The organism is Vibrio sp. DW001, from assembly GCF_029016285.1.
In the GTDB taxonomy this organism is placed as follows: domain Bacteria; phylum Pseudomonadota; class Gammaproteobacteria; order Enterobacterales; family Vibrionaceae; genus Vibrio.
Window position 1 is genome coordinate 1852962 of record NZ_CP091975.1, and the last position, 23209, is coordinate 1876170.

Sequence of the window (23209 nt, forward strand, 5' to 3'; positions counted from 1 at the left end):
CTAACTTATTTTTTTTGCACGAATTTGCAATGCTTAACGTCAATCATCTAAAAGAAAATAGCCATATAAGTGACAGGGTAACCTAGAGTCGGCTGTAATTAGAATGCCTGCAGCCCTAAATTAAAGGCTGCAGATTTACTTAAGACATTAATTGACTCTGTTGCCGATAAGCTTTCTTGTCTCTCGATAGCATTGAACAACCCGCTCTCTCTGAACATTGGCACTTGTTACATTTAAAAGCTTAGCGTCTATATTATTTTTATAGTGATATATTGAATAGTGAGGCCTTCTCGATTTGGTCAGAATATGTTCCAAGAAAACCAACGTCGCTATAAGATGAAAAATTTGACGCGGAAGTTGATATGTCAACCGACTCATTGGTTCAAAACATTCGGGATAATTGAAGGTTAACTCTTGTGCCGCCGTTTTATCCATACCAACAGAATGAAGAATGTCACTCACATTTTCTCTACACTTGCTTTTCTCCAAATATTCGAACATACGCCTCCCCAATACAACATAACATTGGGGTAAATAATAACGTTACGCTAGAGAGTTATTGTAAGCGTGATGTCAGAAACAACCTTGATTTGTAAACAAATATTACACGACAAGAAAAATGTGATTATTTGCCGCAACACTTCTTGTATTTTTTATTACTACCACAGGAACAAGGATCATTACGTTCCGGTTTTTTTTCAAAACGTTGAGTCTTGGGTTTATTTAATACCGCATCGAGTTCGCTGATATCTTCTACGGCTTCGCTATTTATTTCAATATTAGCGAAAAGCTGTTGCTGATCAATCAATCTCTGAACTTCATCCTTACGTTGCTGGCTAGTCACGGTTAATGACAATGGATAATTGGATGTACCAGGCTTAACCTCTGCGTTTGTTTTGTAACCATTCTTGCCGTAATTCGACATAATATCAGGGGTGCCACGATAGAAAAATTTAGACATAAAGTATCTCAAAGGGAGAAAAACGGCATCTTAACAACTTAAAGAGAGATAAGCGAAAGAAGTTTAAAGTAACATCCCGACGAGGAGGAAATACATAATCATCCAGAGCACTGAAAGGTTCAAGCTCTTATAAAGATAAAAACCTAAGGCCACTGTTGCGACATCAATAGACGAGGTGATTGCCCCACTAAAAATAGGATAATAAAGGGCAGAAAGGAGTAACCCGACAACGGACGCGTTCACCCCAAGAATGGCACCAGCCATCTTTGAGTTCCCCGCTAGATGTTGCCAATTCTTTAAGACCGCGAGTAATAATAGGAAGCCAGGTAAAAATACAGCGAGTGTTGCGACAAAAGCGCCAAATATTGGCGACGACGACATCTGATAACCAATATACGTTGCCAGAGTAAACATCGGACCGGGTACTGCCTGAGCCGCCGCATATCCAGTCATAAACACATCCTGACTAACTTGTTCGCCAATTAAGCTCTGAAGTAAAGGAAGAACCACATGACCCCCGCCAAAGACAAAGCTTCCTGCCTGGTAAAAGTGACCAAATAGGTCAATCATTGGGGAGTAATGACTGATAAGCGGTAAACCAATCAATAACATCATAAATAATACCAAAGGAATTATAGATGGTTTGAAAGGTTGAAGATCACTCTTTGCTTCTGTTCTCATAAAGACCCCCCCTATCAGAGCAGCAATAACCAAGGCAACCACCTGCGTAGTAATACCCGGAAGGATAAGAAGCGAACATGTAGTTGCAACGCAAATACCTGCGGTTAGCTTGATCTTACAGAAATTTTTATACATACCCCACGTGGCATCTGCAACGACGACGACGGCAAGCAACTTCAATCCGTGCACAATGCCTTGATAAACATTGGTTCCTATTATTTGACTACTTACCGTTGCTAGCCCCAACATAATCAACATGGAAGGAAGGGTGAAACCAACAAACGCAGCGCATGCACCAAGTATGCCTCCCTTTTTATACCCAAGAGCAAACCCTACTTGACTCGATCCCGGTCCAGGAAGAAATTGGCTTAGGGCGACAATTTGGGCGTATTCGTTATCATCTAACCACTTATGTTTTTCCACAAATGCTTGGCGGAAATAGCCGATATGTGCCGCCGGACCGCCAAAGCTAACCCAACCAAGGAAAAAAAACAGTTTAAAAATTAACCACATTTAAAAATCACTCTGTATCTCGTTATGATTAATTTAATTAGTAAGCTAAAATGAATCAAATTAATAGATTTAATAGACTATATGAACCAAATGGGATGAAGTGAATGAATGGTGTTAAATGGAAAGATGTCGACCTCAATTTGATGGTTGCTTTTCAAGCCCTTTACAAAACGAACAGCGTTAGTATGGCCGCTGAACGATGCTTTATCAGTCAATCCGCAATGAGCCATACCCTTCAACGTATTAGAATGCTATTCGATGATTCATTGTTCACTCGCGTGGGCATTCATATGGAACCGACGCAGAGAGCCCATGAAATTGCACCGGTAATCGAAGATCTTCTCCATTCTATACAAACGAAATTACTCATTAAGCCTGCGTTTATTGCAAATGAATTCGATGGCATATGGAAAATAGGACTGACTGATTACGCCGAACAACTCTTTGCACCTTCTATCTATGACGAAATTAAAGCACAGTCGCCAAAATCTCAAATAGGATTTTATAACGTTAATCGTGGTAATTACTGCCAAATGGTCGAAAGTGAAACAATAGACATTGTCATTGGCAGCATAGAAAGTTTGGATAAGCGGTTTATTTCAGACCATTTATATACAGAAGACCATCTCTGCCTATTTGATCCAGATTCAGTATCATTTCGTACCACTTTAAGCGTAAAGGAGTTTATCTCTATAGAACATGCCTTAGTAAGCCCAGACGGTCACCTACAAACAAAAATTGATAATGAATTGAATAGGTTAGGCCTAAAGCGCCAAGTAAGCGTTGCCTCAAGAAACTTCTTAACTATCCGTCGCCTATTGTTAGGGAGAGAATTAATGTGCATTGTACCTAAGCGATTTGCCGAAACAGAAATGTACAGTCACGCGCTGATGGCACTTCCTCCTCCTATTCCTGTCTCCAGTTTTGACATCAAACTGGTTTATCTAAAAACCGTTCAACAAGAGAACAAAAATAGCTGGTTACGAAAATTAATCACCAACATCATTACGGAATCTTGAGTACATTTCTTCCTGATAAAACTAACGAAAATCGGGCTTTTCTACCGAAAGTTGATATAACGTGCTTTTTCTAATGGTTGGTCCGTTTTTGATAACCTTATCCGTACAGGCAGACTCTCAATTTTTAGTAACCAATGGTCCAATTTAACCTCTAATATCGCCTCTGAATTGATGAGTTCAATCACGAGTTTCTCCTCGACCGTAGCGGACGATATACGATAATTATTGTCTTTCATTTGCCATTTTAAGTTGACATTCATTGAATCATTTTCGATAACGCAATCCTGTTCGACATAACATAAAACATCATTATTTGAGTGAGTTAGGCTACGCCATGTAAACGCGATAATGAGTATACATAACATGAATAAAATTTGAGCTAAGCGCCCTTTTGTCAGTTTTTCTGCAGCCATTTTTTATATTCTCATGCAACAAGCTTCAAACTTTTAGTAATAAATGAACTTGCAATGTAAAAATTGCAGGTTAAATCGTTGTCATTAAAATGTTAATTCAATTATCATGTCGTGTGAAAAATCACTCCAAACCGTGTTTTGATAGAACAGAAAGATAGATTGACGTTTTTTTAATCACCTTTGGAATGTATTACGACACAAAGTCAAAAAAAGCAAATAGTCACTTAAAAATTGGAAGAAATATAATGAGCCAAGTACAACAACTTGAGCACAACTATAACTATACAGTCGTACGTCAATTTACCCTAGTTACCATACTATGGGGAATCGTTGGTATGTCTGTAGGTGTGTTGATTGCTGCTCAGTTAGTTTGGCCACAGCTAAACTTTGATACGCCGTGGTTAACCTACAGCCGTTTACGCCCGCTACATACTAACGCTGTGATTTTTGCGTTTGGTACCAGCGCCCTTTTTGCAACTTCATATTATGTTGTTCAACGTACATGCCAAACGCGTCTGTTTGGTGGAATTCTCGTACCCTTCACTTTCTGGGGATGGCAACTTGTTATATTGCTTGCTGCTATCACACTCCCTCTTGGGTACACAACAAGTAAGGAATATGCGGAACTAGAATGGCCAATCGATATTTTGATTGCTGTCGTTTGGGTCGCCTACGCCATCGTGTTTTTCGGCACGATGGTTAAGCGAAAGACATCGCATATCTATGTAGCCAACTGGTTCTTCGGCGCATTTATACTTACTGTAGCCGTCTTACACATTGTAAATAGCATGGCAATACCAGTTTCTATGGGTAAATCTTACTCATTATACTCTGGCGCGACCGATGCAATGATACAGTGGTGGTACGGACACAATGCGGTAGGCTTTCTACTGACTGCTGGTTTCTTAGGGATGATGTATTATTTTGTACCTAAGCAAGCCGGAAGACCTGTTTATTCATATCGTTTATCGATAGTCCACTTCTGGGCACTTGTTTCTCTGTATATTTGGGCTGGTCCTCACCACCTTCATTACACTGCACTGCCTGACTGGGCTCAGTCACTCGGTATGGTGATGTCTTTGGTTCTATTTGCTCCATCTTGGGGTGGCATGATCAACGGTATAATGACGCTTTCTGGTGCTTGGCATAAGTTACGTTATGACCCTATCTTACGTTTCATGGTTGTTTCCCTTTCATTCTATGGCATGTCCACGTTTGAAGGTCCAATGATGGCAATTAAGACAGTTAATGCGCTCTCCCACTATACTGACTGGACAATTGGTCACGTGCATTCAGGTGCGCTCGGTTGGGTCGCGATGGTTTCTATCGGTGCCATATATCACTTGATTCCAAAGCTATTTGGTCAAGAGAGAATGTATTCTGTTGGATTAATCAATGTACACTTCTGGTTAGCTACTATCGGTACCGTGCTCTATATTGTCGCGATGTGGATCTCAGGTGTAATGCAAGGTCTGATGTGGCGTGCAGTTAACGCGGACGGTACATTAACCTACAGCTTTGTAGAGTCAGTTCAAGCGTCTTACCCGTTCTACACAGTACGCTTCATCGGTGGCTTAATTTTCCTATCAGGTATGTTCTTATTAGCTTATAACGCTTATAAAACAATAACGGCACCTGAAGATAGCTTACAAGCTATCGAGCAACCGGCATAAGGAGATTTATTAATGAGTTCAAACTCAAATAATCGCCATGATCTAGTCGAACGTAACGTCGGTTTGCTAGCGATTTTAATTATATTAGCTATCAGCTTAGGTGCTTTGGTGGAAATTGTTCCACTGTTTTTCCAAAAGCAAGTAAACGAACCTGTTGATAATTTGAAGCCCTATACTGCCCTTCAGATGGAAGGTCGTGACATTTACATCCGTGAAGGTTGTAGCGTATGTCACAGCCAGATGATTCGACCTTTCCGCGCAGAGACTGAGCGCTATGGTCACTATTCTGTTGCGGGTGAAAGCGTTTGGGAACATCCATTCTTATGGGGTTCTAAGCGTACAGGCCCAGATCTCGCTCGTGTTGGTGCACGTTATTCAGACGAATGGCACCGTGTACACTTGTTGAATCCAAGATCTTTGGTTCCTGAATCTAATATGCCAGGCTTTCCTTGGTTAGCAGAAAATGTGTTAGACGGCGAATTAACGCAGGCCAAGTTAACCTTGTTCCGCGATCAATTTGGCGTTCCATATACTGATGACCAAATAGCAACCGCTAAAGCGGATGTTGTTGGGAAAACAGAGATGGACGCACTAATCGCTTATCTTCAATCTCTCGGCCACGCGATGAAATAAGGAGGAATCATTATGAGTATTGGTACTTTCCATTCCATCTGGACCGTTGTGCTATTTGTTAGCTTTTTTGGGGTCGTTTGGTGGGCTTACGGTAAAAACCGTAAAGGTCGCTTTGAAGAGGACGCAAACTTAGTGTTTGCTGATGAGCAAAAAGCGACAACCAAAAAAAATAAAGGAGTAAGCAAATAATGACGTCATTTTGGAGTGCGTGGATTATCATTCTCACAGTCATCACATTGGTTGGGTGTGCTGTGATTTTGGCTTGGGCCTTAAAAAACAACGTCGGTGTCGAAGAAGGCGCCGAAATGGATCACGAATATGACGGTATTAAAGAGCTAAACAACCCACTACCAAAATGGTGGAGCTTTTTGTTTATTGGTACCTTTGTTTTCACCATTATTTATTTGGCATTATTCCCAGGTTTGGGGTCTTTTAAGGGCTTACTAGGCTGGACGAGTTCTAACCAAGTAGTTAAGAATCTAGAAGAGTCTAAACAGTACATTGTGCAAGCACATGCGAATCAAACACTTGATGAGTATGCGAGAGCACTGGATGATGCAAATACTTTCTATGGTGAGGCATTCGACAAACTAGCTTATAGTTCAAACGGAGATTTACGCTCTATCCCCGAGATAGCCGCTGATCCGGAAGCGCTTAAAGTTGGTCAACGTCTGTTCCTACAAAACTGTTCTCAGTGTCACGGTTCAGATGCTAGGGGACAAATTGGTTTTCCTAACCTGACAGACAAAGCTTGGTTGTACGGCGGAGAACCAGAAGCCATTCTGACGACGATCATGAATGGTCGTATTGGCGCAATGCCTGCTTGGGGTGATGCTCTAGGTGAGCAAGGCGTTAAAGAAGTGGTCACCTATACTTTAGGCCTAGCTGGTCGTAAAGTGAATGCACGTGAAGCGGCCGCTGGTAAGCAGCGCTTTGTTGTGTGTGCGGCATGTCATGGTACAGATGGTAAAGGTAACCCGGCATTGGGTGCACCTGATTTGACCGACAATGATTGGTTATTTGGTGACTCGCGCGCAGAAGTAACGGCAACCGTAGTCAATGGTCGTCAAGGCGTGATGCCAGCTTGGAAAGACATTCTTGGTGAAGAGAAAGTACAACTCGTCGCCTCTTATGTTTGGAGCTTAAGCAACAAAGATAAGTAATCTACTGCGAAAGAATAGCCCCAATTTTTGGGGCTATTCTTTTTTCTAATAACCTCTTTATGTCCTAAAGACATTTTTCATAGAGAATCCCATGATAAAACCTTGGTATAAACAATTTTGGCCGTGGTTTCTGATCACATTACCTTTGTGTGTCGTAGTATCAGGTTTTACAACCCTTGCCATTTTTACCCAAAATTCAGTTTCTCTTGTTGCCGAAGACTATTATAAAAAAGGCAAAGGGATTAATATTGATCTTTCAAAAATTAGACAAGCAGGCGCTTTGGGCCTTTCTGCTAGCGTTTCATCCGACGCTGATTTTGTCTCTGTTACTTTTGATAAAGGTGATCTTGAGTTTTATCCCGCTCTGACTATTGTATTTACCCATAGAACCTTAGCCGATCGAGATTTCCAAAAAGTAGTTAGCTCAGATGCAAAGGGCCAATATCGAATCAAATTGGATCGCGATCTTAGCGGCCCATGGTTTGTAGAAATTCAACCTCATACAAAAGAATGGTTGTTGCAAGGAAAAGTCTCCTTCCCTGCTGCTAGTCCGACCCTTCTTGTTAATTAATAACAGAGAATCACTATGGCACACTCGTGTTATCACTGCGGTGAAGATGTACCAGAGAACACGGATTTTATTGTCGAAATACTTGGTGAAACAAGGGAGATGTGTTGCCCAGGTTGCCAAGCTGTCGCGCAAACTATTATAGATAGTGGGCTGGTTAGCTATTATCAATACCGCACTGAAAAGGCAGAAAAAGCAGAACTTGTGCCTGAACAGTTGCAAGCGTTAATCAATTACGACAACGAGGAAGTTCAATCCGAGTTTGTACGTAAAAGTGCTAATACTTCAGAGGTAACGCTTTCTTTAGAGGGGGTCACTTGTGCGGCTTGTGCTTGGTTAATTGAAAAACAGATCAATGATAAGCCGGGCGTAAACTTGATTCGTGTTAACACCACGACCAATAGAGCAATAGTAAACTGGGACAATACTCAAACTAAATTGAGCGACCTTCTGTCTTCTATCCATAGGCTTGGCTATAAAGCGGCCCCGTTCGAAGCTGATGCCCATGAAGCCACCTATCATCAATCTATGAAGCAGTACTTGTATCGTTTGGGTATCGCAGGCTTAGCCTCAATGCAGGTCATGATGCTTGCCGTCGCGCTATATTTTGAAGTTTTCGGTGACCTTGATACTGAATTCAAACAATACCTCCGCATCGTCAGTTTATTATTTGCCACACCCGTTCTGCTCTACTCTGCCCTACCTTTTTACCTGAATGCATGGCGTAGCATAAGAGGCCGAACACTCGGCATGGACGTACCAGTGTCTATTGCCTTAATATTCGCTTACGTGGCCAGTGTTATTGCGACGGTACAAGAACAAGGCGAGGTCTTCTTTGAGTCCGTATCAATGTTTACCTTTTTCTTGCTGCTGGGTCGATTCTTAGAGATGAGAGCAAGAAGGAAAGCGGCAGCCGCGAGTGCTAACTTATTAAAACTGATCCCGGCGATGGCAACTAAAATAGACGGGACTCAAGTACCAGTGCGCGTATTACAGCCGGGAGACCGTGTTCGCGTTTTGCCAGGTGAGCATATACCCGCAGACGGCCTAATTAAAGATGGTCGCATTCACGTTGATGAATCGATGCTTACTGGTGAATCTATCCCTGTGGTTAAAAGCGTTGACGACAACGTCTATGCTGGCAGCATTAATACTGACGAGGCCTTTGAGTTGGAGGTCACCGCAACCAAGGCGGAATCGATGTTGGCGAGCATTGTTCGCCTTCAAGATGAAGCCCAGATGACGAAACCGAAGATTGCTCAGGTCGCTGATGTTATCGCTCGATATTTTGTTGCCGCAATCCTAACGATAGCATTTGCAACATGGTTGTATTGGCAGCAACATCAACCCGACGACGCATTCTGGATCATGTTATCGGTTCTTGTCGCCACTTGTCCTTGTGCGTTATCACTTGCCACGCCAACGGCAGTGACATGTGCGACATCTCGAATGGGCGACTTAGGCTTATTGCTTCGAAAAGCGCACGTTATAGAAACGTTTTGCAAAGTGAATCACTTGGTTATTGATAAAACAGGCACGCTAACAAAAGGTGAGATACACATCGATGATGTCGCCCTTTATTCAGTGCAAGATAAGGAAACGTGTTTGGCGATTGCTGTGGCGCTTGAAGAACATGCTAATCATCCGATTGCGAAGGCCTTTAAACAGATAAGTAAAAAAGACGCGACAGTGTCAGAAGTAAAAAATGTCATTGGTTTTGGTATCCAGGGTCGGTGGCAAGGACATGAGTGCCGAATAGGTAATGCACAATTTGTATTGGGTGACGAAGCACTTTCTGCTCCGTCCTCTATTTTCCTTTCCGTAGATAACCAACACATCGCAACATTCAGTTACCGCGATCCAATACGGAACGAAAGTAAAGCCTTCATCAAGCAACTGCATTCACTCGGTATTAAAACCACCCTTCTGACGGGCGACTCGTTAGTAAACGCAAATAGAGTGGCACAGGAAATCAACGTAGGTAAGGTGGTTGCCGATGCGTCTCCGGAGAAAAAGCTGGCTTACCTACAGGCGTTAGGTAAAGAGGAAATCATCCTAATGGTTGGCGATGGAATAAACGACGCACCAACGCTTTCGGGTGCTCATCTTTCTATTGCTATGGGCGGCGGAACGGATGTAGCTAAAGCCTCTGCAGATATTGTGCTCCTTGGCGATAAATTAAGTCATATTTTACATGCCCGAAAACTTGCGTTAAATACCCGCAAAATAATTAGGCAAAACCTTGCTTGGTCGTTAGGGTATAATTTACTGATACTTCCTCTTGCGGTAATGGGCCATGTCGCCCCTTATATTGCTGTTGTTGGCATGTCTGCAAGTTCTATCATCGTCGTTACCAACTCGTTAAGGTTGCTAAAAAAAGATGGATAGTCTTTATATATTAATCCCTATTGCCATTATCTTCGTGTGTATCGCGGTTGGCATCTTTTTATGGGCGGTAAAAAGTGAGCAGTTTGAGGATCTAGAAAGACAAGGTCAAAATATTTTGTTCGATGACGAATTAGAAAAGAAGAAAGATGATCACAAGTGATTGGTTAGGTGCAATGATGGTCGGTTTTTTGGGTTCAGCGCATTGTATCGGAATGTGCGGGGGCATCGCCACCGCAATGAGTATAAACTCCGTTGCAAAATCCGATCGGTTGCTAACGACCCTGCTCTATAATACTGGTCGAATTATCAGTTACTTGACCGCTGGCGCAATTGTAGGCGGCACAATATCGAGTGCGGCCTCTCTTGTGACTGACTACTCTATTCTCAATTGGCTGAGAGTATTGTCCGCCGTTGTAATGATTATTCTTGCGCTGTATATCGGAAAATGGTGGCATGGCCTTGTTTATGTGGAAAAGCTTGGTCAGCATTTATGGAAACATCTTTCTCCATTCAGTAAAAAGTTATTACCCTTGCCGACGCCATTCCATGCACTGCCATTAGGGCTATTATGGGGTTGGTTACCTTGTGGTTTAGTATACTCCGCTTTAACTTGGTCAGCGGTTTCCGGTAGTGCAGTAAACGGTGCCGCTATCATGCTTGCATTTGGATTAGGTACGTTACCATCAATGCTGTTTATGGGCGTTGGCGCGGCCTATTTGAATAAATTGAAAAATTCTGTCTATTTTCGTCAAACTGGTGCTGTTTTACTTTTATCATACGGCATCTATATTCTGGTGCAAACGTCCAACTTGTTGCGATAATCTAGTTAACTTATTGATTTATTTGTTAATTATTTAACTATCCTTTCCGTCATAGCAATGCTAAAATATTGATGTATATCAAATAGTGACTTGGAAATTATGATTTCAGAAAAACCAGCAACCAAAAGAATTCAGTCGGGCGGATGCGCTATTCACTGCCAAGATTGTAGTATTTCTCAACTCTGTATTCCATTTACTTTGAATGAATCAGAGCTCGATCAGCTGGATCAAATTATCGAGCGCAAAAAACCGATCCAAAAAGGCCAAGAGATTTTCAAAGCGGGCGATGACCTAAAATCTCTTTATGCTATTCGCTCTGGAACAATCAAAAGCTATACTATTACCGAACAAGGTGACGAACAAATTACTGCGTTTCATCTAGCAGGCGATTTAGTTGGTTTTGATGCGATAAACGGTAATGCTCATCCTTCATTTGCTCAAGCACTTGAAACCTCTATGGTTTGCGAAATTCCTTATGAAATTTTAGACGACCTTTCAGGAAAGATGCCTAAACTCCGCCAGCAAATTATGCGTTTAATGAGTAGCGAGATTAAGGGTGATCAAGATATGATCCTATTACTCTCGAAGAAGAATGCAGAGGAAAGATTAGCCGCATTTTTATTCAACCTTTCTACTCGATTCTCACAGCGTGGGTTTAGCCCTAGAGAATTTCGTTTAACCATGACTCGCGGTGATATTGGTAATTATCTTGGCTTAACCGTCGAAACCATCAGTCGATTGTTGGGACGCTTTCAGAAATCGGATATTTTAAGTGTTAAGGGTAAGTACATTACTATTCTTGATCACGAAGAGTTAAAAATTCTGGCTGGTATCTCTACTGAAGAGTAGTTAAAAAAGCGGCAAACAAATCCAAACCGAGTGGCTCTATAATGAGCCACTTCATATTTCTAGAGTACGATCATTTCTTTTGTTAAAATATTCCTCCCAAATAGTCTACAGTTAGAGTAGATTTAATAACTCTTTGGTTCTATTCCATAAAAAGGGAATTGTTATGAGTATATATAACAAAATTTTAGTCGTAGCGAATGTAAACGATGAACCTCAACCCGCACTTGCTCGTGCCATGCAGTTAGCACGTAAGAGCGTCTCGAAAAGTAACATCACCTTTTTCCTCTCTATTTATGATTTTTCCTATGAGATGACGTCGATGTTGTCAATAGATGAACGTGATGCAATGCGCAAAGGGGTGATCGAACAACGTTGCACATGGATGAATGAAGTCGCAGCACCTTATATTGATGATAGCGTTAATTTTAACGTCAAAGTGGTCTGGCACAATCGTCCCTATGAAGCTATTGTCGGCGAAGTATTCGGGGGAGACCACGATATCCTTATTAAGGCAACAAGAAAGCACGATATTTTAGAGTCCGTCATTTTCACACCGACTGACTGGCACCTTCTTCGCAAAGCTCCCTGCCCTGTGTTACTGGTTAAAGAGCACGAATGGCCAGAGAACGGTAATGTGATTGCATCGGTTCATGTTGGCTCCGAAAACCCTACGCACATTGAGTTGAACGATTGTATGGTTGAGCAGTTAAAGAACCTCTGTAGCCGCTTAGACGCGCAGCCTTATCTTGTAAATTCTTACCCGGTTACCCCAGCCAATATAACGATTGAGCTCCCCGAGTTCGATCCGACAACCTATACTGACGCCGTAAGAGGCCATCACCTTAAGGCGATGAAAGCGCTGAGACAAAAGCATGGGTTGGACGAACAATATACGAGAGTTGAGCAAGGGCTTCCTGAGGATGTTATTCCTTCGGTAGTTCAGGAATTAAAAGCAGGATTGGTTATTCTGGGTACCACTGGTAGGACAGGTATTTCCGCTGTGTTTATTGGTAATACAGCAGAGCATGTTATCGACAAGATAAACTGTGATGTTCTTGCACTTAAACCCAAAGGTTTTGTCAGCCCACTCGACCCGAATCAGCCCGCATAATGTTAAAAAAACCACCTGTTTACAGGTGGTTTTTAAATAGGGTTGAATTGAGGTTAATAACTAAATATTTGAAACATCAATAAACATTGATTCATCGATGTTAGACGAGGAAACCTCAGCCTCGTCAAAAGCATACGCTTTTCTTTCACCTTCTCTATCTATCGGCAGGTTTACAAAGTCAAACAACGCTTTATCGGCTAGCTGACTTGGACTGACATTTTGAATAGACTTAAACACCTTCTCTACGCGTCCTGGCGTCTTCTTGTCCCAATCAATCAACATCGCCTTGATACTTTGACGTTGTAGGTTTTCTTGTGAACCACATAGATTACAAGGGATAATTGGGAACTGTTTATAATCCGCATACTCTATTAGGTCTTTCTCTCTACAGTATGTTAATGGACGAATAACAACGTTTCGACCATCATCGGAGCGTAACTTTGGTGGCATCGCTTTTAATCGAGCACCGTGAAACATATTCAAAAACATCGTTTCAACAATATCATCTAGGTGATGACCAAGTGCGATTTTTGTTGCTCCGATTTTTTCTGCAAACGAGTACAAGGTGCCTCTGCGTAAACGTGAGCAGAGTCCACAGGTCGTTTTCCCCTCTTCTATCTTCTCTTGGACGACAGAATAGGTATCCTTATCAACGATGTAATATGGGATGTTAAGATTTTCAAAATACTCTGGAAGTATATGCTCAGGAAATCCGGGCTGTTTTTGGTCTAGATTAACGGCGATAACATCAAAATTGATCGGTGCAGCTTGTTTGAGCTTTAGTAATACATCTAACATTGCAAATGAATCTTTACCGCCACTGATGCACGCCATAACAACGTCATTCTCTTCTATCATGTTGTAATCAACAATGGCATTCCCCACACTACGTCTTAAGCGTTTTTGGAGTTTATTGAATTCTAATGATTGTTTTTTTGTATCAATTTGATTCATTGCGACTTCTCATGCTGCCGAATCTAGTGCCGGCGGTTCTTTACTGAAAATATTGTTGATAGAATCTCTAATTCACAACACTATTTATTAATGAAAACTACTCGTTCGCGAAATAACGGTTTGTTCGCAAACAATTGCTTATTCGCAATAACAATAGCTGGGCGCGGATTATACTGTGTTTTGGGAAGAGTGAAAACAGGCAATATTCATTGAGCCATAATCAAGCAAAATACTTGTTCAGTACATGATTTACTTATGGCCCAAAATCACAAGTGTTGGATAGGAACTATTTAGCAGAAGGCAGCCAAGGTAAAACTCTGGTGGTAGGCTCAGGTAATTCAATATAATCGCCGGGTTTAAGATCGGCCAACAAAATACGTGCCTTTCCTTTTACGATATCCACTGACAAGCCATTAGAGAACGCTACTCTACCTGTGCTCTGTTCAGTAAATTCTAAGGTTACACCTTCAACATCCGGTGTAAACCAACTCGCAAACATCCCGCCAAGATCCTCTAACATACTCTGCATTTGAGGGAGCAGCTTTTCGATATCTTTATAATAAACCTTGTTAGAAAATGGCTCCTTAGTCATGACAACCATAGAGAAATCACAACGCTTGTCCATTGGCGTTCTAACAAACACCAAAGGATTAGCTGATTTTAAGTTGCTGTCTAACGGCACGAGTAACTCTTTACCATTCACAGGAGTAAGCTCTTCGTATTTAGCTTGTTTTTCCATCCATGCCTTTTCAATATTGCAGAGCGTTTTGGTATCGGCATTGGTAAAGAAAAAGCCAATTTTTACATCTTCATGCCCTTCTTTAGCATTGTTCTTTAGTTGAGAATGGAGCTTAGAATAGGTGAACATATATTCTTGTGCTACAAGCGTTGGTGCGAAAGCAGTTAGGCCAATGGCACAAAGAAATGTCGCTATCGTTTTGTTTTTCATATTATTACTATTTCCAATTTATATTCTTCAACAGTGACTCAATGTCTAAATCGCTACTGCTTTGTCCAGTACTTTGCGTTGACACGAATCATAGTTTGTAGGTCGTTTATATAATCTTGACCGCGTTCCGAGTAACGAAGTAATCCGTTGGTTAATGCAGTTGCCGTTTCAGGGCTCAATAGATCACTTTCTTTTTCTGCGAGCTTGTTGCGAATTTCACGAAGTTCAGAATAGGCTCGATTACGGTTCACGTTCATGAAATAACCATGAACCGACCCCGTCACTGATCTAAATTTTGCCACTTCATGGGTTGCCCCATCTTGTCTTCTAAGCGGTATCAATCCACAACCGGCTTTATAACACCATTGACCAAAATAATTATTTGCTTCCGTAGCAAAGCGAGACGTACCCCAAGCGGACTCGTTAGCTGCTTGTGTTAACACAAGAGCATTAGGTAAGACGTTTACCTTTATAAACATCTCGCTTAACCAGTCTGATGTTACCCCTTTGGTTGGTAACGTTGAAAAATACCGATCTCCAAGTTGGCGAGCATATTGAGTATCATCTGCATTAACTGACTTAGACTTCAATGCGTGTTCGATCTTATTAAGACGCTTTCTCTCATCGATTATTCTTTGATTCTCTAACTGAATACTTGGCACAAGAAAATCAAAGAAAGCTTGCTTCTTTTGGTTTGCATTACTCATTGAAGCAAAGTCTGGTGTCTCACTAGGTAGCGTAATCGAAGGTTGCTCGGCTACTGAACTTTGATCGGTTCCTTGTCGCTTTATAAGTACGACTGTTGTGATTATGAGCATCCCAAATACAATCAGTATTAACGTTAAATTTTTACGCATCAAATGTATTTGAACCTTGGTTGTATTCTGACGGTTTGTCTACTTTCTTGGTTTGGCTGTCATCGTTGTCACCACTACCATCGCTATCGTCGCTGTTGTCATTATCATCGTTGTCGCTATTATCCTGATCCTGTTCTTCGTTTGCTTCGCTAGCGATTATTTTTAGCGAAATGCCAAACATGTTACGGTAAATAATACCTTTAGCGTGGAAAAAGAACGGTAAGGTGAAAATAAGCAAGAATCCGTAAAAAATCGCAGACAAAAACATCAAGACCGACAAGACCATATAGATACTCGCCAATGGGAACAGCTTTTTGTTCACGGCTCTTATAGACAAAAACAGCGATTGCATTGGTGACATGCGTTTTTCACATACCAACAACACGGCATTACTAAATGCGATAGAAAAATACATTGAGAACATGGGCAGTATCATACCCGCCACACCTTGGACGATTAAACTGATAAGCGTCGCAAGTATGATCGGGACCGTGAAGGCTAACCCTTTCAAAATATAATCTGGTTTCGTGACTAACCCTGCAGCATGACTCATCGCCATCATTGATACGCCTGCATAGATAGGTGCCGAAATCACTTCGTAGCTGAAGTTCGCAATAAAAATGGCTTCTATTATGCTTTGATCAAATGTCTCTGGGTTTTGAAACATCTGTAAGATGACCGAAGGGTCACCTAACTGCAATTTTAAGGCGATATAGAATATCGCAATCTGAACAATCAAAAGAATGACAATAGCCGGCGAAAAAGAAACAAAGTTCTTAATAGTGAATTTCCAAGCTTCGTGAAGAACGGCTCCTGGTTTTAACTCATACTTACCTGTTAACGCGGTTTCAATTGAACCGCCCAACGTAAAGTTTTTTTCAATATTTTTAGTCATTTTTTATTCCGAGCGAGTCAAAAATTCCCAACGACGCTCTTGGTTAAAAGAGAATTGGCGATAGTATACTTAAATTGTTTACAATCTTGAAACACAAACTTGTTTATGTTTACTAACCACTGTGTGGAAACAAGTTAAATGCCGAGCAAAAGAGAATGGCACTAAGTTATTAATTTGTCAGTTTGTTGACTAAAAAGACTTTGAATTACTAAAATAGAAGATTATTATTCGGTCAATATTGTTACCTAATTAATCTCAACTTTGCGTTTTAGCATGTGATTAATCAGTTATCGTACGGTTTTTCAATGTTACGGAGCAAACTACGCGTTGAATCAGATTACATCGTCCACTACGCCCGTTGTCAATTTGGGCGGCATATCAAAGAGTTTTGATGGAAAACAAGTCATAAATCGTCTCGATTTGGAAGTCAATCATGGTGAATTTTTAACTATATTGGGTCCATCGGGCTGTGGTAAAACAACGGTACTTAGGTTAATTGCGGGCTTCGAACAGGCCGATGCCGGTGAAATATCAATCGATGGTGACACTGTCACGCATATCCCGTCAGAACATAGACCCGTTAATACGGTCTTTCAAAGCTATGCTCTTTTTCCTCATATGACGGTATTTGAAAACGTCGCGTTCGGTCTCCGAATGCAAAAAGTAGCTCCATCTGAGATAAAACCGAGGGTCCTAGAGGCACTAAAAATGGTTCGCCTCGAAGAATATGCTTCTAGAAAACCCCAGCAATTATCTGGAGGACAACAACAACGTGTTGCCATCGCAAGAGCGGTGGTGAATAAGCCGAAGGTATTGTTGCTTGACGAGTCTTTATCGGCACTCGACTATAAGCTTCGTAAACAGATGCAGATAGAACTAAAGCAGTTACAACGCAAACTTGGTATCACCTTCATCTTTGTTACACATGATCAGGAAGAAGCCTTATCTATGTCTGATCGTATTATCGTAATGCGTGACGGGATAATTGAACAAGACGGTTCACCTAAAGAGATATACGAAGAACCAAAAAATCTATTTGTCGCTCGATTTATTGGTGAGATTAACGTGTTCAAAGCCAAAGCGTTGAAACGTATCGATGAAAAGCGCGCACTCGTGGAAATAGAGGGCGTGGAGTCGACCATCTATTTCCGCGATGACTTTAAGCAAGATGAAGAGCTACAAGTTCTCCTACGACCGGAGGATCTTCGATTAGAAGAGATTAATGAATCTGAATCCAAAGGCATCGTTGGTCATGTGTTAGAACGGACTTATAAAGGGATGACGTTAGATTCAGTCATAGAGTTAGAAAATGGTGATCGAGTTATGGTAAGCGAGTTCTTTAATGAGGATGATCCCGACGTCGATCACTCTCTTGGTCAGAAAGTGGTTGTCACCTGGGTAGAAAGTTGGGAAGTGGTATTGAAAGATGAACAACAAGTTTAACCTACAGAAAGCAATCATTGTCTTAATCGTTGTTTGGTTAACGTTGTTTGTTCTGCTGCCTAACCTGATGATTATTGGCACCAGTTTCTTAACAAGAGATGAAGCCAATCTAATTGAAATGACGTTCACTCTGGGCAATTACGTCCGCTTATTTGATCCGCTATACGCTAAAGTATTGGCGCACTCTTTTTATATGGCGATTATTGCGACGCTTTTGTGTCTGGTCATTGGCTACCCATTTGCCTACATCGTGGCAAAGATGCCCGTTGATAAACGCCCTATTATGTTATTTCTAGTTATCGTTCCTTTTTGGACAAATTCTTTAATTCGTACCTACGGCTTAAAGATAGTGCTTGGTACCCAAGGGATACTAAATAAAAGCTTGCTCGCGTTAGATATTATAGAGAAACCAATTCGTCTCATGTATACAGAAACCGCTGTCATGATAGGTCTCGTTTATGTTCTGTTGCCATTTATGATATTGCCACTCTATTCCGCTATAGAAAAATTGGATAGCACATACATAGAAGCAGCAAGGGATCTTGGTGCCAATAAAATTCAAACTTTTATGCGTGTCACCTTACCCCTAACCATGCCCGGAATTATTGGAGGTTGCCTGTTAGTTTTATTACCCGCGCTCGGTATGTTCTATGTGTCCGATCTGCTCGGGGGCGCAAAAAACTTGCTCATTGGTAACGTCATAAAAAGCCAAGTCTTAAATAGTCGAGATTGGCCGTTCGGAGCGGCGACTAGCATCGCATTAACTGCATCAATGGCTGTGATGCTGACGGTCTATTACAAGGTAGGGAAGATGCTCAACCGTAAGGGAGAGTTTTAGCTATGAAACGTGTATTTCAATTTACTTTCGTCAGTCTAGTGTATCTATTTTTATACCTGCCCATTTTCGTTCTCATCGTAAATTCATTTAATGTCAGTAAATTTGGCATGAAATGGGGAGGATGGACGCTGAAATGGTATGAGTCCTTGGTTAACAACGACAGTTTGATGCAAGCGGCATGGCATTCTATCAATATCGCACTTTATTCTGCGACGGTGGCAACCATATTAGGAAGCTTAACGGCCGTGGCTCTGTTTCGTTATCGCTTCAAAGGCAAAGGTATGGTTAACGGGCTACTTTTCATTGTTATGATGTCACCCGATATTGTTATGGCCATATCATTGCTCGCTCTCTTTTTAGTCATCGGTGTCCAGTTGGGCTTTGTTACCTTATTTATTGCACACATTACCTTTTGTTTACCATTCGTTGTCGTTACGGTATACAGCAGACTAAATGGATTTGATGTCAAAATGTTAGAGGCGGCAAAAGATCTTGGCGCGAGCGAGTGGATAATCTTAAAGCAGATAATATTTCCATTAGCAAAGCCAGCTGTTGCAGCGGGTTGGTTGCTTAGTTTTACCCTCTCTTTGGATGATGTCATCATTAGCTCCTTTGTCACGGGTCCAGCTTATGAAATATTGCCGCTTAAAATATACTCTATGGTCAAGGTTGGAATCTCGCCTGAAGTGAATGCGTTGGCAACATTGATGTTGGTTGTCTCATTGACTTTAGTCGCGCTTTCTCAGATTATCGCGCGAGAAAAGACGAAGTCGATTTAATTCGATTGCAAAGTAATTAACTTCGTTTAAAATTCACGTCGAATGATGTATTGCATAACGAATGATTCAGAGAGAATTACTCTTTGGACAGAAAAATCAACATGGTTGGAAAAATGATGAATAACTGGTCTAAAATTATTTCGAGCACGCTTTGTGCCGCGACACTATCAGCAAGTGCTTTGGCCGCTGATAATGAACTCTATTTTTATAACTGGTCTGAATACATTCCAAATTCAATCTTAGAAGATTTTACTAAAGAGACTGGTATCAAAGTCATTTACTCAACATATGAGTCAAATGAAACCATGTATGCCAAACTCAAAACACAAGGGAAAGGCTATGATTTAGTTGTTCCTTCGACCTATTTTGTTTCTAAGATGCGTAAAGAAAACATGTTGACGGCAATAGACAAAACAAAGCTATCGCATTTTAAGGATCTCGACGAAAATTACCTAAACAAATCGTTTGATCCAAACAACACCTATTCCATTCCTTATATTTGGGGAGCCACAGGTATCGGTATCAACGCTGATATGATGGACGCAAGCTCTATCACTGGCTGGGATGACTTCTGGGACCCTAAATGGGAAGGCCAATTAATGATGATGGATGACTCTCGTGAGTTCTTCCACATTGCTTTGGTCCGTTTAGGTTACTCAACCAATACTACAAACCCAGACGAGATAAAGGCCGCGTATAACGAACTTAAAAAGCTGATGCCAAATGTACTTGTATTCAACTCTGACTTCCCTGCGAACCCCTATTTAGCGGGCGAAACAGCCGTAGGCATGCTCTGGAATGGTTCTGCCTATATGGCACGTCAGGAAGGCGCAAACATAGATATTATCTGGCCCGAAAAAGGGACGATATTCTGGATGGATAGTTTGTCTATTCCTGCTGGAGCACAAAACGTCGATGCGGCGCACAAGATGATCGACTTCTTATTACGACCCGAAAATGCGGCCAAGATAGCCCTAGAAATTGGCTACCCAACGCCAGTCAAATCCGCTTATCCACTTTTACCTGAAGAATTCGCGAACGATACGAATATATTCCCTCCTCAAGAGGTTATGAATTCGGGTTTTTGGCAGGACGAGGTTGGCGAAGCAAGTGTTCTTTATGAAGAGTATTTCCAAAAACTAAAGATCGAACAATAAGGCATCTTTGCATTTATAAAAAAGCGGCTTAAGCCGCTTTTTTATTGCTCTTCCCTATCCCCTAAACCCAACCTCTTTCTTTCCGCGACGCGTTCAAAATCTAGGCATTTGATGTCTAAGCACTTTTGGCGTCTTGGTGGCTAAGCAGCTCCGCGACCAGTTTTGGTACTTCTATACTGGCTTTACCGTATCTCTTCTCTTCGAACTCACTTTCAACTGCAGACGGCTCTAGGTTAATTTCGATTGTATGGGCGCCATGCATGCGCGCATCATGTACAAAGCCAGCCGCAGGATAAACAACACCGGATGTACCAATAGAAATAAACAGATCAACTTCTTCTAGCGCGGAATAAATATCGCCCATGCGAAGAGGCATTTCACCGAACCAAACAATGTGTGGTCTCATCTGTACAGGGATTTGACAACAATGACAGAGCTCTCCAGTTTCAATGTCGTCTTTATGCTCAACAACTTGCGAAGATTCTGAACAGCGCGCTTTTAGAAGTTCACCATGCATATGAATAATATTCTTTGTGCCGCCCCGTTCATGTAGGTTATCGATGTTCTGGGTAATAACCGTCACCTTTCCATCTAATTCCGCTTCTAAACGGCCTAAAGCTTTGTGGGCTAGATTTGGTTTTATTTGTTCACTTTGAAGTTTACGACGTCGCTTGTTATAAAAATCTTGTACTAAATCGGGGTTGGCATGGAAGCCTTCCGGCGTCGCAACATCTTCAATCTTATGGTTTTCCCAAAGCCCATCTTGTGCACGGAAGGTTTTGATTCCTGATTCAGCGGATATCCCAGCACCAGATAATATAACGATATTTTTATATGGAAATGACATTGAACTTCCTTTTTACTTTGTTATTCATCTATAAGTAAAGTTTAGCATTTAGGAAATACCACTTATAGTGCAAGGTTTTAGACTATAGTCGAAAAAAAACGGCTAATTAGCCGTTTTTTTCAAGAAATGAGAACTTGCTGTCTAATCCTCGTTAATAGAACTTATTTTATGTATCGCTAAATCAGCACCTTTAAATTCGTCTTCTTCACTCAATCGTAGGCCAACAAATTGGTTGAGCATGCCGTAAACCAGACCAGCCCCTATCAATGCAACCAGAATGCCCATCAATGTGCCCATAATTTGAACGGTAAAGCTAATGCCACCTAACCCTCCGAGAGCCGTCTGGCCAAAAATGCCAGCAGCAATGCCACCCCAAGCGCCACAAACTCCGTGTAAAGGCCATACACCTAGTACATCGTCAAACTTTGTTTTATTTTGTATATAGGTAAACAGCCATACAAACATACCACCCGCAATTGCACCCGTTAGCAAAGCACCAATTGGGTGCATTAAGTCAGACCCGGCACATATAGCAACCAACCCCGCTAAAGGACCATTGTGGATAAATCCTGGGTCATTTTTACCAACAATAAGTGCTGCTAGAATACCACCAACCATTGCCATCAATGAGTTCATGGCCACTAAACCACTAATCCCATTTAGTGTTTGAGCGGACATGACATTAAAACCAAACCAACCAACCGATAAAATCCAAGCACCAAGTGCTAAGAAAGGAATATTTGAAGGTGCAAAGTTTGTGTGTTTGCCCGCGCGGATACGCCCTTTACGCATACCTAAAAATAGTACGGCAACAAGTGCAATCCAACCACCTACACCGTGTACAACGACTGATCCCGCAAAATCGTGGAATCCCGCACCAAAATTGGACTCAAACCAAGATTGAACACCATAATTTCCGTTCCAAATAATGCCTTCAAAAAATGGGTAGATAAAACCAACGGTAAAAAAGGTGGCGAGCAAAATAGGATAAAAACGCGCACGCTCAGCGATACCACCCGAAACGATCGCTGGAATAGCGGCGGCAAAGGTGAGCAAAAAGAAAAATTTGACCAACTCGTATCCGTTACCGGCAGAGAGGGTTTCTGCACTTGAGAAAAAATTAGCGTCATAGGCGACCCAATAACCAATAAAAAAATACGCTATTGCTGATACACCAAAATCAGCAAGGATCTTAACCAGTGCATTCACTTGATTCTTCTTTCGTACTGTACCGACTTCTAGGAAGGCAAAACCAGCATGCATCAGAAACACCATTATTGCGCCCAATAACAAAAACAACGTGTCTGAGCTCTCGGTTAATGTCTGTACTGCACCATGAATTTCGTTAGCGGAAATACTCATTCTAAATACTACTCCATGTATATCGCACTATTGTTGTGCACTTTGTCTTTTTTCTAACCAAAATGATTATTTTTTCTATTGGCTGTAGACGAAGCAAGTAGTGTTCCAAAAAATGAGTTCATTCAAATTTAGAATAAAATAGACATATTGCATTGTTTTTAAAGGATATATTTTAAAAAAACAGAGGTTATGAAGTTAGAGTCTCAACTTGGTTGCCCCATAAAGGTTCATCAAGCACCAAATTGATCCGTTTATTAAGTATTAATGATGCGCCAAAATGGGGACTGAGAAGAATAAGATACGTGGAAAGGAAACAGACAAGAAAGCAGACAAGG

The 23209-nt window shown here is 41.4% G+C and carries 25 protein-coding genes; 15 read left to right on the forward strand and 10 right to left on the reverse strand.

The window, feature by feature from the left end:
• Positions 1 to 147 precede the first annotated feature (147 nt).
• The 3 genes from L3V77_RS08565 to chrA all read right to left on the reverse strand — a co-directional run bounded on the left by L3V77_RS08565 (position 148) and on the right by chrA (position 2155).
• Positions 148 to 501: a hypothetical protein gene (locus L3V77_RS08565; protein WP_275136628.1), complete on the reverse strand. Its 354-nt coding sequence runs from the start codon at positions 499 to 501 to the stop codon at positions 148 to 150.
• Positions 502 to 625: 124 nt separating this feature from the next.
• Complete coding sequence (locus L3V77_RS08570) at positions 626 to 961, reverse strand: PBPRA1643 family SWIM/SEC-C metal-binding motif protein (RefSeq protein ID WP_275136629.1); 336 nt, start codon at positions 959 to 961, stop codon at positions 626 to 628.
• A gap of 63 nt (positions 962 to 1024) precedes the next feature.
• A complete protein-coding gene (gene chrA / locus L3V77_RS08575) occupies positions 1025 to 2155 on the reverse strand; it encodes a chromate efflux transporter (protein ID WP_275136630.1) in 1131 nt (376 codons plus the stop codon).
• A 104-nt stretch (positions 2156 to 2259) separates the two neighbouring features.
• Between chrA and L3V77_RS08580 the strand changes: the two genes are divergently transcribed.
• Positions 2260 to 3174, forward strand: a complete 915-nt coding sequence (locus L3V77_RS08580) for a LysR family transcriptional regulator (RefSeq protein ID WP_275136631.1) — start codon at positions 2260 to 2262, stop codon at positions 3172 to 3174.
• A gap of 41 nt (positions 3175 to 3215) precedes the next feature.
• Here L3V77_RS08580 and L3V77_RS08585 read toward each other — a convergent pair whose 3' ends face one another.
• Entirely contained in the window at positions 3216 to 3587 is a 372-nt protein-coding gene (locus tag L3V77_RS08585) for a hypothetical protein (protein WP_275136632.1), read from the reverse strand.
• A gap of 245 nt (positions 3588 to 3832) precedes the next feature.
• Between L3V77_RS08585 and ccoN the strand changes: the two genes are divergently transcribed.
• The 10 genes from ccoN to uspE all read left to right on the forward strand — a co-directional run bounded on the left by ccoN (position 3833) and on the right by uspE (position 12793).
• A complete protein-coding gene (ccoN, locus tag L3V77_RS08590; RefSeq protein ID WP_195703279.1) occupies positions 3833 to 5260 on the forward strand; it encodes a cytochrome-c oxidase, cbb3-type subunit I in 1428 nt (475 codons plus the stop codon).
• A 12-nt stretch (positions 5261 to 5272) separates the two neighbouring features.
• On the forward strand, positions 5273 to 5893 hold the full coding sequence (gene ccoO / locus L3V77_RS08595) for a cytochrome-c oxidase, cbb3-type subunit II (protein ID WP_275136633.1): 621 nt from the start codon (positions 5273 to 5275) through the stop codon (positions 5891 to 5893).
• Between the two features lie 12 nt (positions 5894 to 5905).
• Positions 5906 to 6082: a CcoQ/FixQ family Cbb3-type cytochrome c oxidase assembly chaperone gene (locus tag L3V77_RS08600; RefSeq protein WP_195703281.1), complete on the forward strand. Its 177-nt coding sequence runs from the start codon at positions 5906 to 5908 to the stop codon at positions 6080 to 6082.
• On the forward strand, positions 6082 to 7056 hold the full coding sequence (gene ccoP / locus L3V77_RS08605) for a cytochrome-c oxidase, cbb3-type subunit III (protein ID WP_275136634.1): 975 nt from the start codon (positions 6082 to 6084) through the stop codon (positions 7054 to 7056). Before L3V77_RS08600 ends, ccoP begins: the two co-directional genes overlap by 1 nt.
• 91 nt (positions 7057 to 7147) lie before the next feature.
• Positions 7148 to 7627, forward strand: coding sequence for a FixH family protein (locus L3V77_RS08610; protein WP_275136635.1), 480 nt, complete (start codon positions 7148 to 7150; stop codon positions 7625 to 7627).
• A 15-nt stretch (positions 7628 to 7642) separates the two neighbouring features.
• A complete protein-coding gene (locus tag L3V77_RS08615; RefSeq protein ID WP_275136636.1) occupies positions 7643 to 10012 on the forward strand; it encodes a heavy metal translocating P-type ATPase metal-binding domain-containing protein in 2370 nt (789 codons plus the stop codon).
• The gene (gene ccoS / locus L3V77_RS08620) at positions 10005 to 10172 is read left to right on the forward strand and encodes a cbb3-type cytochrome oxidase assembly protein CcoS (RefSeq protein ID WP_195703285.1); all 168 of its coding nucleotides are present in this window, start codon (positions 10005 to 10007) and stop codon (positions 10170 to 10172) included. Before L3V77_RS08615 ends, ccoS begins: the two co-directional genes overlap by 8 nt.
• Positions 10162 to 10833: a sulfite exporter TauE/SafE family protein gene (locus L3V77_RS08625; protein WP_275136728.1), complete on the forward strand. Its 672-nt coding sequence runs from the start codon at positions 10162 to 10164 to the stop codon at positions 10831 to 10833. The genes ccoS and L3V77_RS08625 overlap by 11 nt, the downstream gene beginning before the upstream one ends.
• Before the next feature lie 99 nt (positions 10834 to 10932).
• On the forward strand, positions 10933 to 11682 hold the full coding sequence (locus L3V77_RS08630) for an FNR family transcription factor (protein WP_195703286.1): 750 nt from the start codon (positions 10933 to 10935) through the stop codon (positions 11680 to 11682).
• Positions 11683 to 11845: 163 nt separating this feature from the next.
• Positions 11846 to 12793 carry a universal stress protein UspE gene (gene uspE / locus L3V77_RS08635; protein WP_275136637.1) on the forward strand — a complete coding sequence of 316 codons (948 nt, stop codon included), beginning with the start codon at positions 11846 to 11848 and terminating at the stop codon, positions 12791 to 12793.
• Positions 12794 to 12853: 60 nt separating this feature from the next.
• Here uspE and ttcA read toward each other — a convergent pair whose 3' ends face one another.
• The 4 genes from ttcA to L3V77_RS08655 form a co-directional block, all read right to left on the reverse strand.
• Complete coding sequence (ttcA, locus tag L3V77_RS08640; RefSeq protein ID WP_275136638.1) at positions 12854 to 13747, reverse strand: tRNA 2-thiocytidine(32) synthetase TtcA; 894 nt, start codon at positions 13745 to 13747, stop codon at positions 12854 to 12856.
• A gap of 286 nt (positions 13748 to 14033) precedes the next feature.
• Positions 14034 to 14696, reverse strand: coding sequence for a DUF2987 domain-containing protein (locus L3V77_RS08645; protein ID WP_275136639.1), 663 nt, complete (start codon positions 14694 to 14696; stop codon positions 14034 to 14036).
• Between the two features lie 53 nt (positions 14697 to 14749).
• Positions 14750 to 15553 (reverse strand): glucosaminidase domain-containing protein, encoded by an 804-nt coding sequence (locus L3V77_RS08650; RefSeq protein ID WP_275136640.1) that lies wholly within the window; start codon positions 15551 to 15553, stop codon positions 14750 to 14752.
• Entirely contained in the window at positions 15546 to 16448 is a 903-nt protein-coding gene (locus tag L3V77_RS08655) for a hypothetical protein (RefSeq protein WP_275136641.1), read from the reverse strand. The genes L3V77_RS08650 and L3V77_RS08655 overlap by 8 nt, the downstream gene beginning before the upstream one ends.
• Before the next feature lie 327 nt (positions 16449 to 16775).
• On the opposite strand from L3V77_RS08655, the gene potA reads away from it, so the two are divergent.
• The 4 genes from potA (at position 16776) to L3V77_RS08675 (ending at position 20665) form a co-directional block, all read left to right on the forward strand.
• Complete coding sequence (potA, locus tag L3V77_RS08660) at positions 16776 to 17891, forward strand: spermidine/putrescine ABC transporter ATP-binding protein PotA (protein WP_275136642.1); 1116 nt, start codon at positions 16776 to 16778, stop codon at positions 17889 to 17891.
• Positions 17875 to 18729, forward strand: coding sequence for a spermidine/putrescine ABC transporter permease PotB (potB, locus tag L3V77_RS08665; RefSeq protein ID WP_275136643.1), 855 nt, complete (start codon positions 17875 to 17877; stop codon positions 18727 to 18729). The genes potA and potB overlap by 17 nt, the downstream gene beginning before the upstream one ends.
• Positions 18730 to 18731: 2 nt before the next feature.
• Positions 18732 to 19508 (forward strand): spermidine/putrescine ABC transporter permease PotC, encoded by a 777-nt coding sequence (gene potC / locus L3V77_RS08670; protein WP_275136644.1) that lies wholly within the window; start codon positions 18732 to 18734, stop codon positions 19506 to 19508.
• Between the two features lie 116 nt (positions 19509 to 19624).
• The gene (locus L3V77_RS08675) at positions 19625 to 20665 is read left to right on the forward strand and encodes an extracellular solute-binding protein (RefSeq protein WP_275136729.1); all 1041 of its coding nucleotides are present in this window, start codon (positions 19625 to 19627) and stop codon (positions 20663 to 20665) included.
• Between the two features lie 115 nt (positions 20666 to 20780).
• On the opposite strand, the gene cobB is transcribed toward L3V77_RS08675, so the two are convergent.
• Together cobB and L3V77_RS08685 are read right to left on the reverse strand one after the other, a co-directional pair.
• Positions 20781 to 21512: a Sir2 family NAD+-dependent deacetylase gene (gene cobB, locus L3V77_RS08680; RefSeq protein WP_275136645.1), complete on the reverse strand. Its 732-nt coding sequence runs from the start codon at positions 21510 to 21512 to the stop codon at positions 20781 to 20783.
• A 141-nt stretch (positions 21513 to 21653) separates the two neighbouring features.
• A complete protein-coding gene (locus tag L3V77_RS08685; RefSeq protein ID WP_275136646.1) occupies positions 21654 to 22874 on the reverse strand; it encodes an ammonium transporter in 1221 nt (406 codons plus the stop codon).
• Positions 22875 to 23209 lie beyond the last annotated feature (335 nt).